Origin of the sequence: Streptomyces sp. H51 (genome assembly GCF_035656535.1) — a bacterium.
Taxonomy (GTDB): domain Bacteria; phylum Actinomycetota; class Actinomycetes; order Streptomycetales; family Streptomycetaceae; genus Streptomyces.
Genome location: NZ_JAYMHD010000020.1, coordinates 386,843 through 402,709 on the forward strand (window position 1 = coordinate 386,843; position 15,867 = coordinate 402,709).

At 70.9% G+C, this 15,867-nt stretch carries 10 protein-coding genes; 5 read left to right on the plus strand and 5 right to left on the minus strand.

The genetic code is table 11. The annotated features are described in order from the left end of the window. Nucleotides 1–204 precede the first annotated feature (204 nt). Nucleotides 205–1,239, plus strand: a complete 1,035-nt coding sequence (gene galE / locus VKA29_RS06335) for a UDP-glucose 4-epimerase GalE (protein ID WP_324784179.1) — start codon at nucleotides 205–207, stop codon at nucleotides 1,237–1,239. Here galE and VKA29_RS06340 read toward each other — a convergent pair. Beyond that, nucleotides 1,226–1,852, minus strand: coding sequence for a TetR/AcrR family transcriptional regulator (locus tag VKA29_RS06340; protein WP_324784180.1), 627 nt, complete (start codon nucleotides 1,850–1,852; stop codon nucleotides 1,226–1,228). The two genes, galE and VKA29_RS06340, sit on opposite strands and share 14 nt — an antisense overlap. Before the next feature lie 349 nt (nucleotides 1,853–2,201). On the opposite strand from VKA29_RS06340, the gene VKA29_RS06345 reads away from it, so the two are divergent. After that, a complete protein-coding gene (locus VKA29_RS06345; protein ID WP_324784181.1) occupies nucleotides 2,202–3,116 on the plus strand; it encodes an ABC transporter permease in 915 nt (304 codons plus the stop codon). Continuing rightward, nucleotides 3,109–3,969 carry an ABC transporter ATP-binding protein gene (locus VKA29_RS06350; protein WP_324784182.1) on the plus strand — a complete coding sequence of 287 codons (861 nt, stop codon included), beginning with the start codon at nucleotides 3,109–3,111 and terminating at the stop codon, nucleotides 3,967–3,969. The genes VKA29_RS06345 and VKA29_RS06350 overlap by 8 nt, the downstream gene beginning before the upstream one ends. A gap of 75 nt (nucleotides 3,970–4,044) precedes the next feature. Here VKA29_RS06350 and VKA29_RS06355 read toward each other — a convergent pair whose 3' ends face one another. Next, nucleotides 4,045–9,000, minus strand: a complete 4,956-nt coding sequence (locus VKA29_RS06355; RefSeq protein WP_324784183.1) for an NAD-glutamate dehydrogenase — start codon at nucleotides 8,998–9,000, stop codon at nucleotides 4,045–4,047. Nucleotides 9,001–9,509: 509 nt separating this feature from the next. On the opposite strand from VKA29_RS06355, the gene VKA29_RS06360 reads away from it, so the two are divergent. After that, complete coding sequence (locus tag VKA29_RS06360) at nucleotides 9,510–10,076, plus strand: DJ-1/PfpI family protein (RefSeq protein ID WP_324784184.1); 567 nt, start codon at nucleotides 9,510–9,512, stop codon at nucleotides 10,074–10,076. 386 nt (nucleotides 10,077–10,462) lie between these two features. Here VKA29_RS06360 and VKA29_RS06365 read toward each other — a convergent pair whose 3' ends face one another. Both VKA29_RS06365 and VKA29_RS06370 read right to left on the minus strand, forming a co-directional pair. Then, entirely contained in the window at nucleotides 10,463–11,128 is a 666-nt protein-coding gene (locus tag VKA29_RS06365; RefSeq protein ID WP_324784185.1) for an HAD family hydrolase, read from the minus strand. 43 nt (nucleotides 11,129–11,171) lie between these two features. Next, entirely contained in the window at nucleotides 11,172–11,684 is a 513-nt protein-coding gene (locus tag VKA29_RS06370) for a DUF6912 family protein (RefSeq protein WP_324784186.1), read from the minus strand. Between the two features lie 334 nt (nucleotides 11,685–12,018). Here VKA29_RS06370 and VKA29_RS06375 point away from each other — a divergent pair, with 334 nt between their 5' ends. Next, complete coding sequence (locus VKA29_RS06375) at nucleotides 12,019–12,648, plus strand: Rv3235 family protein (protein ID WP_324784187.1); 630 nt, start codon at nucleotides 12,019–12,021, stop codon at nucleotides 12,646–12,648. Between the two features lie 159 nt (nucleotides 12,649–12,807). On the opposite strand, the gene secA is transcribed toward VKA29_RS06375, so the two are convergent. Further along, entirely contained in the window at nucleotides 12,808–15,621 is a 2,814-nt protein-coding gene (gene secA, locus VKA29_RS06380; RefSeq protein ID WP_324784188.1) for a preprotein translocase subunit SecA, read from the minus strand. Nucleotides 15,622–15,867: the final 246 nt, after the last annotated feature.

The window sequence follows — 15,867 nt, forward strand, 5'->3', positions numbered from 1 at the left end:
GCCCGCTCGGCACTCACGCCGCCCTGATTGTCCTGGATGTTCCGATTGTTCACGCAGCCGATTGTGTGCCGCGGGCGGGCGGCTGCCGGAGATTGACGGTCCGATGGCACCCGTACGCCGGAAAGCCGGTGCGGCTCGCTCCGCCCGGCGGCCTGCTTCACTGATACGCGGCACACGAGGGCAGGAAGAGGGAGACGGCCGCACATGACCTGGCTGATCACCGGCGGCGCCGGTTACATCGGGGCACACGTCGTACGGGCGATGGCCGAGGCGCGCGGCGGCGCCGTGGTCTACGACGACCTGTCGACGGGCGAAGCGGCGCGCGTGCCGGACGGCGTGCCGCTGGTCGTGGGCTCGACCCTGGACGCCGAGCGCGTGGCCCGCGTCCTCGCCGACCACGCGGTGACCGGCGTCGTCCACCTCGCGGCGAAGAAGCAGGTGGGCGAGTCGGTGGCGCGGCCCCTGCACTACTACCGGGAGAACGTCGAGGGCCTGCGGGTCCTGCTGGAGGCGGTCACGGCGGCCGGCGTCCCCTCCTTCGTCTTCTCGTCCTCCGCCGCGGTCTACGGCATGCCGGACGTGGAGCTGGTCACCGAGGACACGCCCTGCGCGCCCCTGTCGCCGTACGGCGAGACCAAGCTGGCCGGGGAGTGGCTGGTGCGGGCGACGGGCCGCGCGACCGGTCTGTCCACCGCGTGCCTGCGGTACTTCAACGTGGCGGGCGCGGCCACCCCGCAGCTGGCGGACACCGGCGTCCACAACCTGGTCCCGATGGTGTTCGAGAAGCTCACACAGAACGCGCCGCCGCGCATCTTCGGCGACGACTATCCGACCCCCGACGGCACCTGCGTCCGCGACTACATCCACGTGGTGGACGTGGCCGAGGCCCACGTGGCCGCCGCCCGCGCCCTGGCGGCGTCGCCGGGCCGCGATCTCACCCTCAACATCGGCCGGGGCGAGGGCGTCTCGGTGCGCGAGATGATCGACCGCATCAACGCCGTCACCGGCCACGGTCTTCCCCCGACGGTCGACCCACGCCGCCCCGGCGACCCGGCCCGCGTCGTCGCCTCCGCCGCCCGCGCCGCCACCGAACTGGCCTGGACGGCCGAGCACGACGTCCAGGACATGATCACCTCGGCCTGGGCGGGCTGGCTGCGCCTGCACCCGGAGGCGGCACGGGAGGGCCACGGGTCGGCCGGGCGGGCCCCGCACGGACCGCCGCCGCTCACAGGGCCTTGAGCGCCTGCGCGGTGGCTCGGGCCAGGGCGTCCAGGTAGCCCTTCGGCGGTCTCGGGCCGCGGATCACCACGGAGCGCCAGTAGAGGGGGCCCGAGATCAGGTCGAGCGCCAGGTCCTCGTCGAAGTCCGGGACGATCTCGCCCCGTCGCTCCGCCGCCCGGACGATCTTGCTGGCGACGCCCTCCTGCCCCTCGCGCAGCGCCTTCTGCATCGCCTCGGCGATGTCGGGGTTGCGGGCGGCCTCCGCCTGGAGGTCGGGGATGATCTGCGAGGCCACGGGGTGGCGCAGGGCGCGGGAGGTGACCTCGTACAGCAGGCGCAGGTCGCCCTCCAGGGTGCCGGTGTCGGGCACCGGCAGGCCCTGCACCGCGAGCGCCGAGACGACGTCGAGCACCAGGTGCAGCTTGGAGCGCCAGCGGCGGTACACGGCCGTCTTGCCGACGCCCGCGCGGCGCGCGATCCCCTCGATGGACATCCGCGCGTAGCCGACGGCCGCGAGCTCCTCGAAGACGGCCGCCCGGATGGCTTCCGTCACATCCTCCCGGAGCACGGCCGCTCCGGCGGGGGCCCGGCGGCGCGTCCCCGTCCGGGGCTGGTCGGCGTTCGTCGTCATGCGACCAGCATAGGGCGTTGCGACGATACGGTCCCGTCCCCACGCACTACGTCACGGCGATACGGCCCCGTCCTCACGTGACACCGTCACGACGATACGGGCCCGCCCTCACGTGACGCCGTCACGACGATACGGGCCCGTCCTCACACGTAGCACGTGACGACGAAACGGTTGCGTCCCGACGCCCACTCGGCCTACGCTCACGTTGCGACGATACGGTCCCGTCCCGACGTAAGAGAACGTGAAGAGAAGCGTAAGGAAACGCCGGGTGGCGGGACACGGCGTCCGCGGCACCACCGCACGGCAACCCCCGGCGCGATCCCCCTCCCCCCGAGCGAAAGCAGCGGATGTGAGCCAGGTCCTCCACACACCGCCCCCGACGTCGGCCCCCGCCGACGGCGACCTCGCGGCCCTCGCCGCCCGCCACGGCCTCTCGGTCAGCGGCGCCCGCCCCTCGCTGCCCGACTACGTCCGCCGGCTGTGGGCCCGGCGCCACTTCATCGCCGCCTTCTCGACCGCCAAGCTCACCTCCCAGTACAGCCAGGCGAAGCTGGGCCAGGTCTGGCAGGTGATGACCCCGCTGCTGAACGCGGCGGTCTACTACCTGATCTTCGGCATCCTGCTGGGCACCAAGCGGGGCGTGCCGGACTACGTCCCGTTCCTGGTCACCGGCGTGTTCGTGTGGACGTTCACGCAGAGTTCGATCCTGTCGGGCACCCGCGCCATCTCCGGCAACCTCGGCCTCGTCCGCGCGCTGCACTTCCCGCGGGCCGCGCTGCCGATCTCCTTCTGTCTGCAGCAGCTCCAGCAGCTGCTGTTCTCGATGTGCGCCCTGGTGGTGATCCTGCTGTTCTTCGGCGTGCCGGTCGCCGCCTCCTGGGTGCTCGCGCTCCCGGCGCTGCTGCTGCAGTTCACGTTCAACGCCGGCATGGCGATGATCATGGCCCGGATGGGGGCGAAGACGCCGGACATCGCGCAGCTGATGCCGTTCGTCCTGCGCACCTGGATGTACGTCTCGGGCGTCATGTGGAGCATCGACAAGCTGACCAGCCGCGACCACATGCCGCACGCGGTGACCGTGGCGCTCCAGGCCAACCCGGCCGCCGTCTACATCGACCTGATGCGCTTCGCCCTGATCGACAGCTTCCACGCCGACCAGCTGCCGCCGCACGTGTGGCTGATCGCGCTGGGCTGGGCCCTGCTCGCCGGGGTCGGCGGCTTCATCTACTTCTGGAAGGCTGAGGAGACCTACGGCCGTGGCTGAGCACACCATCGAGACGGTCCCCGCCGTCCCCACCGTCGTGGCCGACGGCGTGGACATCGTCTACCGCGTCAACGGCACCGGCGCCGGACGCGGCTCCGCGACCGCCGCCCTCAACCGCATGCTGCGCCGCAAGCAGACCGAGAAGGCGTCCGGCGTGCGCAAGGTGCACGCGGTCAAGAACGTGTCCTTCGTCGCCTACCGGGGCGAGGCGATCGGCCTGATCGGCACCAACGGCTCCGGCAAGTCGACCCTGCTCAAGGCCGTCGCCGGTCTGCTCCCCGTGGAGAACGGCCGCATCTTCACCGACGGCCAGCCCTCCCTCCTCGGCGTCAACGCGGCGCTGATGAACGACCTGACCGGCGAGCGCAACGTCTTCCTCGGCGGCCTCGCGATGGGCATGTCCCGCGAGCAGGTCAAGGAGCGCTACCAGGAGATCGTCGACTTCTCCGGCATCAACGACAAGGGCGACTTCATCACCCTGCCGATGCGCACCTACTCCTCCGGCATGGCCGCCCGGCTGCGCTTCTCCATCGCCGCCGCCAAGGACCACGACGTGCTGCTCATCGACGAGGCCCTGGCCACCGGCGACGCGGCCTTCCGCAAGCGTTCCGAGGCGCGCATCCGCGCGCTGCGCGAGCAGGCGGGCACCGTCTTCCTGGTCAGCCACAACAACAAGTCCATCCGCGACACCTGCGACCGCGTGCTGTGGCTGGAGCGCGGCGAGCTGCGCATGGACGGCCCGACCGAGGACGTCATGAGGGAGTACGAGGCCTTCACCGGCGACAAGAGCGACAAGGCGGCCAAGAAGGCCAAGCCCAGGCCGAAGGCGCCCCAGACCACCGTGCCGGCCTGACCTGCCCCGGTACGCCGAAGCGCCCCCGGACCGCTGTGACGCCGCGGTCCGGGGGCGCTTCGGTGTGTCCGCCGCCTACGAGTGCGTGCGCAGCAGCGTCCGCATGGTGCGCATCGCCACCGACAGGTTGGCGAGGTCGAACGTCTCCGAGCCGCGGATCTCCTCCAGCGTGGCGCGCGCCCGTCCGAGGATCGCCGCGTTCTTCTCCTCCCAGGCCACGAAACGCTGCTCGGGAGTCGAGGTGCCGTTGCCGACGGCGAGCACGTCCGCGGTCAGGGCCGCGTGGGCCGCGTACAGGTCCTCGCGGATGGACGCGCGGGCCATGGACTGCCAGCGGTCGGCGCGCGGGAGCTCGATGATGCGGTCCATGAGCCGGGTGATGTGCAGACGGTCGGCGAGGTCGTAGTACACGTCGGCGACGTCCAGCGGCTCCTTGCCCATGCGGTCGGCCACCGAGACGATGTCGAGCGCCGGGAAGGCGGAGGAGAACCCGGCCACCCGGGTGGCCAGTTCGTCCGGGACGCCGGCGCCGGTCAGCTCGTCGTAGATCTGCTGCCACCAGTCCAGGTCCACGCCGCGCAGCAGCTTCGGCAGCTGCTGCCACACCTGCTCGACGCGTTCGGCGAAGAAGTCGACCGTCTCGGCGAGCTGCAGCGGCTGCGGCCGGTTGTTCAGCAGCCAGCGCGTGCCGCGCTCGACCAGACGGCGCGAGTGCAGGCGGATGCGGGTCTGGACGACCGCCTCGACCCGGTTGTCCAGGGACTCCACCGCGTCCCACACGGGCGCCGAGCGGAAGATCGCGCGGGCCACGGTCTGCGCCCGGACGATCTCCTCCAGGGAGGCGCCGGTCTCCTCGCGCAGCCGGTGCAGATACGTCGTACCGCCCGTGTTGACCGTGTCGTTCACCAGCACCGTGGTGGTGATCTCGCGGCGCAGCGGGTGACCGTCGATACGGTCGGTGAACTGCTCGCGCAGCGCGGTCGGGAAGTAGGCGTGCAGCAGCCCGCGCAGGTAGGGGTCGTCCGGGAGCGAGGTGTGCAGCAGCTCCTCGGCGACCGTGATCTTCGTGTACGCCAGCAGGACGGCGGTCTCCGGGCCGGTCAGGCCCTGCCCGGAGCCGAGGCGTTCGCGGATCTGCCGGTCGGTCGGCAGGAACTCCAGCGCCCGGTCGAGGTGGCCCTCGCGCACCAGGTGCTTCATGAAGCGCTGCTGGGCGTGAAGCATGTCCTTGGACTGGGCGAGCGCGTTGGCGATGGCCGTGTTCTGCGCGTAGTTGTTGCGCAGGACCAGGCCGCCGACCTCGTCGGTCATCTCGGCGAGCAGCTTGTTGCGCTGCTTGACGGTCATGTCGCCGTCCGTGACCAGGCCGTTGAGCAGGATCTTGATGTTCACCTCGTGGTCGGAGGTGTCCACGCCCGCGCTGTTGTCGATCGCGTCGGTGTTGATCTTGCCGCCGTGCAGGGCGAACTCGATCCGGCCGAGCTGGGTCAGGCCCAGGTTGCCGCCCTCGCCGACGACCTTGACCTGCAGGTCGGCGCCGTCCACGCGGATCGCGTCGTTGGCCTTGTCGCCGACGTCGGCGTGGGTCTCGGTGGACGCCTTGACGTACGTGCCGATGCCGCCGTTCCACAGCAGGTCCACCGGCGCCTTGAGGATGGCCTTCATCAGGTCGGCCGGGGTCATCTTGGTGACCTTGGCCTCGATGCCGAGGGCCTCGCGGATGTGGCCGCCGATCGGGATGGCCTTGGCGGTGCGCGGGAACACGCCGCCGCCGGCGGAGATGAGCGCGGTGTCGTAGTCGGCCCAGCTGGAGCGCGGGAGCTCGAACAGGCGGCGCCGTTCGGCGTAGGAGGTGGCCGCGTCCGGCTCGGGGTCGATGAAGATGTGCCGGTGGTCGAACGCGGCCACCAGGCGGATGTGCTCGCTCAGCAGCATGCCGTTGCCGAACACGTCGCCGGACATGTCGCCGATGCCGACGACCGTGAAGTCCTCGGTCTGCGTGTCGACGCCGAGCTCGCGGAAGTGCCGCTTGACCGACTCCCAGGCGCCGCGGGCCGTGATGCCCATGCCCTTGTGGTCGTAGCCCGCGGAGCCGCCGGAGGCGAAGGCGTCGCCGAGCCAGAAGTCGTACTGCTGGGCGACCTCGTTGGCGATGTCGGAGAACGTCGCGGTGCCCTTGTCGGCGGCGACGACGAGGTAGGTGTCGTCCTCGTCGTGCCGGACGACGTCCTGCGGCGGGACCACCTCTCCGGCGACCATGTTGTCGGTGATGTCGAGCAGCGCCGAGATGAAGGTCTTGTAGCTGGCGATGCCCTCGGCCAGCCACGCGTCCCGGTCGACGCCCGGGTCGGGCAGCTGCTTGGCGACGAAGCCGCCCTTGGCGCCGACGGGCACGATGACGGTGTTCTTCACCATCTGCGCCTTGACCAGGCCGAGGATCTCGGTGCGGAAGTCCTCACGCCGGTCGGACCAGCGCAGACCGCCTCGGGCGACCTTGCCGAAGCGCAGGTGGACACCCTCGACACGCGGCGAGTACACCCAGATCTCGAACGCCGGGCGCGGTGCCGGCAGGTCGGGGATCGCCTGCGGGTCGAACTTCATGGAGACGTAGTCGTGCGGCTTGCCGCCGGTCGCCTGCTGGAAGAAGTTCGTCCTGAGGGTCGCCTTGATGACGGTCAGGAAGGAACGCAGGATGCGGTCCTCGTCGAGGCTGGCGACCTGGTCGAGGGCGGCGTCGACCTCCTCCAGGAGGGCGTCGACGATCTCCAGCCCGGCGCGCTGCCGGTCCGGCGACATCCGCGCCTCGAACAGGGAGACCAGCAGCCGGGTGGTGTGGACGTTGTTGCGGAGGGTGTCCTCCATGTAGTCCTGGCTGAAGGTGGAACCGGCCTGCCGCAGGTACTTCGCGTACGCCCGCAGCACCATCGCCTGCCGCCAGGTCAGTCCGGCGCCCAGCACGAGGGCGTTGAAGCCGTCGTTCTCCGCCCGGCCGGTCCAGGCGGCGGCGAAGGCCTCCTGGAAACGCCCGCGGGCGTCGTCGCCGAGGTAGTCGGCGCTGCCGGTCTGCGCCTTGGGCATGCGCAGGCCGAAGTCGTAGATCCACGCGACACTGCGGTCGGCGCAGCGCAGCTCGTACGGCCGCTCGTCGATCACCTCGACGCCGAGCTGGCTGAGCACCGGCAGCACGGCGGACAGGGAGATGGCCCCGCCCTTGCGGTAGATCTTGAACCGGCGCTCGTCGGGGGCGGCGCCCACCGGCTCGTAGAGGCTGAGCGCGAAGTCCTTGCCGCCCTTGTCGTGCGAGTCGCTGAGCTGCTCGATGTTGACCAGGTCGGCGACCGCGGCGCGCGGGGTGTGGTCGGCCTTGTAGCCCTCGGGGAAGGCGCTGTGGTAGCGGCGCAGCAGTTCGGCCGCCCGCTCCTCGCCCAGTTCGGCGGTGAGCGCCTCGGCGAAGCCGTCGGCCCAGGAACGGGCGGCCTCGACCAGACGGACCTCGATGCGCTCCCGGTCGGCGTCGGACAGCTCCGGCAGCTCGGTGCCCGGCGGGACGCGGACGACGAAGTGCAGCCGGGACAGGATCGACTCGGTGTTCCAGGCGGTGAAGTCGACGCTGACGCCGCCCAGCTCCTCCTTGAGGATGTCGATGATCCGCAGGCGCACGCCGGTGGTGTAGCGGTCGCGGGGGAGGTAGACGAGGGCGGAGTAGTAGCGGCCGTACTCGTCCTGGCGCAGGTACAGGCGCAGCCGCCGGCGCTCCTGCAGGTACAGGACGGAGGTGACGATGGACCGCAGCTCGTCGGCCGGGGTCTGGAAGAGCTCGTCGCGCGGGTACGTCTCCAGGATCTGCAGCAGGTCGCGGCCGTCATGGCTGTTGGGCGAGAAACCGGCGCGCTGCAGGACGTCCTCGACCTTGCGGCGGATGACCGGGACCCGGCGCACCGACTCGGTGTACGCGGCGGAGGAGAACAGTCCCAGGAAGCGGCGCTCGCCGATCACGTTGCCGTCCGCGTCGAACTTCTTGACGCCGATGTAGTCCAGGTACGACGGCCGGTGCACGGTGGCACGGCTGTTGGCCTTGGTGAGGACGAGGAGCTTGTGCTCACGGGCCTTGGCGCGCGCGTCGGCGGGCAGCCGCTCGAAGGACGGGCTGACCGGGTGCTCGTCCTCGCCGGAGTGGTGCGGGTCGGATCGCAGTATGCCGAGTCCGGTGCCGGGCACGGCGGCCAGCGAGTCGTCGTCCCGCAGCTGGTACTCGCGGTAGCCGAGGAAGGTGAAGTGGTCGGCGGCCAGCCAGCGCAGCAGCTCGCGGGCCTCCTCGACCTGCGATGCGGGCAGGTCGCCGGGGACCGGCTCGTCCGGCATCCCGTCGCCGATGCGGATCGCGCAGTCCCGCATCTTCTCCCAGTCCTCGACGGCCTCGCGGACGTCGGACAGCACACGCAGCAGGTCGGAGGTGATCTGCTTGAGGTCGGAGCGGTCCGTCTCGCGGTCGATCTCGACGTGGATCCAGGACTCCGTGTGCGCGTCGTGCGGCAGGGGCTCCTTCGGCGGCGTGCTGAGCACCTCGATGAGCTTGCCGGTGACGTCGCGGCGGACCACGAACTGCGGGTGGATCACCGCGTGGATGCCGCGGTTCTGCCGGGTCAGCTCGTTGGTGACGGAGTCGACGAGGAAGGGCATGTCGTCGGTGACCACCTCGACGACGGAGTGGCTGCAGGTCCAGCCGTTCTCCTCGACGGTCGGGGTGTGCACCCGCACGCTGGCCGTGCCCTGGGGGCGGTTCTCGGCCAGCCGGTAGTGCGAGAAGGCGGCCCCGAAGACGTCGACCGGGTCACGGTCGGCGAGGTCCTCCGGGGCGGTGTGCAGGTAGTAGCGCTGGAGGAACGCGAGCACGGTCTCACTGTCCGGGGTGCCCGGGGTGCCCTGTTCCGTCGTCCCGGTCGGTAGGTGCCCCCCGACCGGGCTGTTCTCAGCTACCCGAGCGGCCCTCTCCAGCAGCTCGGCCTTTGCTTCGTCCAGCTTGGTCTGCATTGTCCTCTGGCTCCTGTCGCGCGCCGTTGCGTGACGTAGAAGAAAGTACGGTCTCTTCCCCTGTGACGTGACGCCGTGACGCGGGGTGTCCGGTCTGCTCCGACGCTATGCCGCAAGATGAGATGAGCGGGGGGATATGAGTCAATGTTGAGGTTCCCGACGGGTGTGACGCTGCTCTCTGCCGCGTCGCTTCCCGGGATGTGCGCGGCGCCCTGGGGACTGTCGCACCCCCGTCCCGCCCGCGCGGACCAGCGGGCGCCGCCCGGCCACGGATGTCGTCCGTGGGCGCCGGGCGCAGGGCAGGGGCGACGTTGCCCCCGCGAGCTATCGCGCTGATCACGCCACCAGGCTATCGCTCATCACAGGGTGGTCGTCATGAGCCGTATGTGTACAAAACCTGGGGTGGAAGTTTGACGTTCTGCACAGGGCGAAGGCGGCCGAGACGGCGTATTCGGTGCAATCATGCGTGCCCTCTTGGCAATCGCGCCCGTCGGGGGCAGGTTGCCGACATGACAGCCAAAATCCTGATCGTCACCGGTGACGCGGCGGAGTCCCTGGAAGTCCTGTACCCCTACCAGCGGCTGCGCGAGGAGGGCTACGAGGTCCACATCGCGGCCCCCACCCGCAAGAAGCTGCGGTTCGTCGTCCACGACTTCGAGCCCGGCTTCGACACCTACACCGAGAAGCCCGGCTACACCTGGCCCGCCGACCTCGCCTTCGCCGACGTCGAGCCCGGCCAGTACGCGGCCCTGGTCATCCCGGGCGGGCGGGCTCCGGAGTACCTGCGCAACGATCCCGAACTGCGCAAGATCCTCAAGTCGTTCTTCGACGCGGACAAGCCCGTCGCGCAGATCTGCCACGGCCCCCTGCTGACCGCGGCGGTGGACGGCCTGCGGGGCCGGCGCGTCACGGCGTACCCCGCGCTGGAGCCGGACATGCAGGCCGCCGGTGCCTCCTTCCAGGACGCCGAGGCGGTCGTCGACGGCACGCTGGTCTCCTCGCGCGCGTGGCCGGACCACTCCGCCTGGATGCGGGAGTTCCTCACGGTGCTGCGCGCGAAGGCGCCGGTGACCTGATCCGGCCGTCGCACGCACGTATGTGCGTGGGGTGCGTGGGGTGCGTGGGGTGCGCGGGCGCGTACGTGCTTGCGACGCGTGGGTGCCCACGTGCGCGGGCGCCGGGCGCGGGTGGTCACGACGGGGGTCCGCCGCCGAGGCGCGACCGGCCGAATGCGTGGGCGCGCGCGCCGGGGCGCCGGGTGCCGGAGACGCGCCGCGTCCGCCGGACGCTGCACTCCCGCCGAATGCCACAGGCTCACCGGACGCCGCGGGCTCACCGGACACTGCACGGTCACCGGACGTCGCGGGCCCGCCGGATGTCGCGGGCCCGGCAGGCACGGCACGCTCGGTGGGCCTGCGTCCGGCGGGCCTGCCGTATTCCTGCCGCGCCGCCGCCGAACGGCTCACGCCGCCAGCCGCTCCGCCTCCGCGACCGCCTCGGCCAGCGTGTCGACCACCGGCGCGCCCGCCGTCTCGAGGCTGGCCCGGCCGTGCGAGCCGCCGGTGTAGAGCACGGCCTGCGCTCCCACGTGCCGCGCGGCCAGCGCGTCGTCGGCGGCGTCCCCGATCACCACCGTGCGAGCGGGGTCCACACCGGCGAGCGAGGCGAGGTGGCGCACCATGTGCTCGGCCTTGCTGCCGCCGGACGGACCGGTCCGCCCGTCCACCCGTATGAAGTGCGCCTCGATCCCGAATCCCCGTACCAGCGGGACGAGTTCGTCGTGTACGTACATGCTGAGCAGGGACTGGCTGCGGCCCGCCGACCGCCACCCGGCGAGCAGGTCCACCACGCCCTCGGTAAGGCCGCACCGCACCCGGTGCTCGGCGTAGTACCGGTGGAAGACCTCGTCCATGACCTCCCACTCGGCGTCGGTCGGCAGCCGCCCCATCAGCCGCTCGTAGAACTTCGGCACCGGCACGCAGTACAGCTCGCGGTACTGCTCGATCGTGATCGGTTCCAGGCCCAGCTCGGCGAACGCCGCGTTCGTCGCGCCGATGATCGCGTCGTTGTCGTGGAACAGCGTGCCGTTCCAGTCCCAGACGATGTGCGCCCCAGTCTGCTTCCCCATGCCAAAAAGCTACCCGCCGCCACCGACAATCACAGAGACGAGCTCAGTCGAGGCCCACCAGGTTGCGGATCTCCTGCGTGGCGTACCACAGCAGCTCGTGGTCCTCGGCCCCGTCCACCACGAACTGCGCGTCGTCGTCGCCGCCGTCCGCCGCCGGCAGCGCCTCGGCCGCGGCGGTCACGTCCGCCTCCGCGTCGTCGGCGTCGACGTGCACCGACGCCGCCTTCGCCAGCGGAACGGCGCGGGCGACCCGCACCTCGCCGAGCGCCGCCGGGTCGAGTCCCCGGTCCGGGTCGGCGGAGGCGGTGCCGTCGGGCACGTCGACGGCCACCACGACCCGGCGCCGCGGCGCCGCCGGATCGGCCGCGAGCAGGCGCAGCGAGGCGAGCGCGGCGCGGTTCAGCGCGGCGTACTCCAGCTCCTCGATGTCGTCGGAGAGGTACCACTCGCGCAGCGCCGGCGTGACGCCGTAGGCGGCGAGGGGCGCGGTCCCCAGCTCGCCCGTCCTGTACGCCTCGGCGAGACCGGGGAGGGTCAGAGGGACGTAGACGCGCATGGGCGGCCGCTTCTTTCGTGGTCGGTGGCTCGTGCTCCGCTGGAGTCCCCGAGGGCGCACGCGCGTCCCCGGAGGGCCTTCAGGATACGTGTGGCGGTCCCCTTTCGAGTTCCCCCGCAGCCACCCGCGGGCGTCCACTCCCGTCCCGGAATTCACCCGGTCCGACCCCGTGGCGACGGGCTCGGACAGCCCCTGGTCACCCTGATAGGTGAACTTCCCCGCCGCCCCGACGCGTGGTCGGGGTTCCTTGCCCCCGCCGTCCCCGGAGCCGTACAAGAGCCCCACCGCCAAGTTACCTCCCGGTATCGCCCGGGCCCGTGGAACGGGGAGACGCATGCACAAGGTCATGACCAGGGCACAGCACCGTCCGGGCGCCCGCCCGCCGGGCCGCCACGACTCCCGCCGCCCGGGTGGCGCCCCGCCCCGGGCGCCGGGCGGCGGTCCGGCCCGCACCGCGCCCGGGGACGGCCGCCCGCCCGGAGCGCGGGGCAACGGTCCCGCCGCGGCCGGCGGGCCGGCCGACGCCCGCCCCGCGCCGGGGCCCGGCAGGGCCACGGGCGGCACCGCGTCCCGGGCCCGCGCCGGCACCCCGGGTACGGCCCCGGCGCCGACGGCGCCGCCGCGCCCCACGGACGTCTTCGCCGACCGTCTGCTCGCCGTCCTGAGTGGACAGCGGCCGGTCCACTGGATGCTCCGGCACACCGCGGGCCGCGCCTACGACGAACTGGCCCGGCTCGCCGAGCGCGGCCCGCTGCGCACCCGCCGTGCCCGGCCTGTCGTCCGTGACATCGGCTACTTCGTGCCCCGCCCGGGCGCCATCGAGGCCTTCGCCCGCATCGGCGCAGGGGACCAGCTGCGGGCTCTCGCCTTCCGCCTGGAACAGGGTCCCGACCTGCGCTGGCGCTGCACGGCGGTGGAGATGGGTGGCCCGCGCCCGGCGCGGGCCACCGCCGAAGACCGCTGACCGAAGACCGCTGCCCGCTGCCCGCTGCCCGCTGCCCATTGGCCGCTGCCGTTGCCCGCTGCCGGCACACGCCGAGTGCCCCGCCCGCACATGCCGGAGGGCCGGGCCACCCCACAGGGTGACCCGGCCCTCCGAACCGCTACGGCGCCGCGGGAACCGTCACTTCTTGCGGCGACGGCCGCCCCGGGCCTGCTTGCGCCGCTCCGCCCGCGTGAGGCCGTCGGCCTCGGAACGCACGGGCTCGTCGTCGCCGGCGAAGTCACCCTCGATGGTGCCGCCCTCGCCGTCCACCGTGGGCGCGGAGAAGTGCAGGTTGCGGCGGACCGGGGCGTCCAGGCCCTTGGCCCGGATCTCCGGGCGCCCGCCGGTCTGTGCCGGCACCGCGTCCTGCTTCTGCATGTCGACCGGCGCCGCGTCCTCGACCGGGACCTCCTCGACCTGCTGCTCGACCTGGACCTCCAGGTTGAACAGGTAGCCGACGGACTCCTCCTTGATGCCCTCCATCATGGCCTGGAACATGTCGAAGCCCTCGCGCTGGTACTCGACCAGGGGATCCTTCTGCGCCATCGCGCGCAGGCCGATGCCCTCCTGGAGGTAGTCCATCTCGTAGAGGTGCTCGCGCCACTTGCGGTCCAGGACCGACAGCACGACCCGGCGCTCCAGCTCGCGCATGATCTCGGAGCCGAGCTGCGCCTCGCGCGCCTCGTACTGCTCGTGGATGTCGTCCTTGATGGACTCGGAGATGAACTCCGCGGTCAGGCCCGCCCGGTCGCCGGCCGCCTCCTCGAGCTCCTCCACGGTGATCTTCACCGGGTAGAGCTGCTTGAACGCGCCCCACAGCCGGTCCAGGTCCCAGTCCTCCGGGAATCCCTCGGCGGTCTCCGCGGCGATGTAGGCGTCGATCGTGTCGTCCATGAAGTGCTGCACCTGCTCGTGCAGGTCCTCGCCCTCCAGGACGCGGCGCCGCTCGCCGTAGATGACCTCGCGCTGGCGGTTGAGGACCTCGTCGTACTTCAGGACGTTCTTACGGGTCTCGAAGTTCTGCTGCTCCACCTGCGACTGCGCGGACGCGATCGCGCGCGTGACCATCTTGTTCTCGATCGGCACGTCGTCCGGCACGTTCGCCATGGACATCACGCGCTCGACCATCTGGGCCTTGAACAGACGCATCAGGTCGTCACCCAGCGACAGGTAGAAGCGGGACTCGCCCGGGTCGCCCTGACGGCCGGAACGACCGCGCAGCTGGTTGTCGATACGGCGCGACTCGTGCCGCTCGGTGCCGAGCACGTACAGACCGCCGAGCGACTCGACCTCTTCCTTCTCGGCCTTGACGGCCGCCTCGGCGCGCTCCAGGGCGGCCGGCAGCGCCGCCGCCCACTCCTCGATGTGCTCCTCGGGGTCGAGGCCGCGCTGGCGCAGCTCCGCCTCGGCGAGGTCCTCGGGGTTGCCGCCGAGCTTGATGTCCGTACCACGGCCGGCCATGTTGGTGGCGACCGTCACGGCGCCCTTGCGGCCGGCCTGGGCCACGATCTGCGCCTCACGCTCGTGGTGCTTGGCGTTCAGCACCTCGTGCTGGATGCCGCGCTTGCTGAGCTGCTGCGAGAGGTACTCCGACTTCTCGACGGACGTCGTGCCGACGAGGATCGGCTGGCCCTTCTCGTGCTTCTCCGCGATGTCGTCGACGACCGCCTCGAACTTGGCGACCTCGGTGCGGTAGATCAGGTCCGACTGGTCCTTGCGGATCATCGGCTTGTTGGTCGGGATCGGGACCACGCCGAGCTTGTAGATCTGGTGGAACTCGGCGGCCTCGGTCATCGCCGTACCGGTCATGCCGGAGAGCTTGCCGTAGAGGCGGAAGAAGTTCTGCAGGGTGATCGTGGCGAGCGTCTGGTTCTCGTCCTTGATGTCCACCCCTTCCTTCGCCTCGATCGCCTGGTGCATGCCCTCGTTGTAACGGCGGCCGGCGAGGATACGGCCGGTGTGCTCGTCGACGATCATGACCTCGCCGTCGATGACGACGTAGTCCTTGTCCTTCTTGAACAGTTCCTTGGCCTTGATGGCGTTGTTCAGGTAGCCCACCAGCGGCGTGTTCACCGACTCGTACAGGTTGTCGATGCCCAGCCAGTCCTCGACCTTGGAGACGCCGGCCTCGTGGATGGCGACCGTGCGCTTCTTCTCGTCGACGTCGTAGTCGCCGGTCTCCTCGAGACCCTTGAGCGGGTTGCCGGCCTCGCCCTTCTTCAGCCGCGTGACCAGCTTGGCGAAGTCGCCGTACCACTTGGTGGCCTGGTCGGCCGGGCCGGAGATGATCAGCGGCGTACGGGCCTCGTCGACGAGGATGGAGTCGACCTCGTCGACGATGGCGAAGTTGTGGCCGCGCTGGACGAGCTCGTCCTTGGCCCACGCCATGTTGTCGCGCAGGTAGTCGAAGCCGAACTCGTTGTTCGTGCCGTACGTGATGTCGCACAGGTACTGCTCGCGACGCTGGGCCGGCGTCATGTTGGCGAGGATGCAACCGACCGTCAGGCCCAGGAACTTGTGGACGCGGCCCATCATCTCGGAGTCGCGCTCGGCCAGGTAGTCGTTGACCGTGATGAGGTGGACGCCGTCACCCGAAAGGGCGTTCAGATACGCGGGAAGCGTGCCGACCAGGGTCTTGCCCTCACCGGTCTTCATCTCGGCGACGTAGCCGAGGTGCAGGGCCGCGCCGCCCATCAGCTGCACGTCGTAGTGCCGCTGGCCGAGGACCCGCTTGGCGGCCTCGCGGACCGTGGCGAACGCCTCGGGCAGCAGGTCGTCGAGGCTCTCACCGTCGGCGTACCGCTGCTTGTACTCATCGGTGAGGGCCCGCAGCTCGGCGTCGGAGAGGTCGACGAAGTCCTCTTCGATGGAGTTGACCTGGTCCGCGATGCGGTGCAGCTTGCGCAGGATCTTGCCTTCGCCTGCACGCATGATCTTCGAGAGGACGGACACGGGGGTTGGTCTCCTTGCCGGTCGGGCCTGGGACGGTCGGTTTCCATTGACTTACTGAGCAACGGCCATCGTATGCGAGGACACGGCCGGGCCGGGAGGCCTGCCACCACGACGACCGGCCACCGCTCGGCACACTGATTCAAATCTTCTTCAAAGGGGACAACGGCCGGGCCTCGCGGATGGTGCCGCGCCACGCCGAAGAATTGCGCGAATTGTGATCACCCGCTCACGGATGGAAATGGATGG

What these genes read in the sequence shown, in the direction of transcription:
- galE (WP_324784179.1), top strand. Translation starts at nt 205, where the DNA reads ATGACCTGGCTGATCACCGGCGGCGCCGGTTACATCGGGGCACACGTC.
- VKA29_RS06340 (WP_324784180.1), bottom strand. Translation starts at nt 1,852, where the DNA reads ATGACGACGAACGCCGACCAGCCCCGGACGGGGACGCGCCGCCGGGCC.
- VKA29_RS06355 (WP_324784183.1), bottom strand. Translation starts at nt 9,000, where the DNA reads ATGCAGACCAAGCTGGACGAAGCAAAGGCCGAGCTGCTGGAGAGGGCC.
- VKA29_RS06360 (WP_324784184.1), top strand. Translation starts at nt 9,510, where the DNA reads ATGACAGCCAAAATCCTGATCGTCACCGGTGACGCGGCGGAGTCCCTG.
- VKA29_RS06365 (WP_324784185.1), bottom strand. Translation starts at nt 11,128, where the DNA reads ATGGGGAAGCAGACTGGGGCGCACATCGTCTGGGACTGGAACGGCACG.
- VKA29_RS06370 (WP_324784186.1), bottom strand. Translation starts at nt 11,684, where the DNA reads ATGCGCGTCTACGTCCCTCTGACCCTCCCCGGTCTCGCCGAGGCGTAC.
- VKA29_RS06375 (WP_324784187.1), top strand. Translation starts at nt 12,019, where the DNA reads ATGCACAAGGTCATGACCAGGGCACAGCACCGTCCGGGCGCCCGCCCG.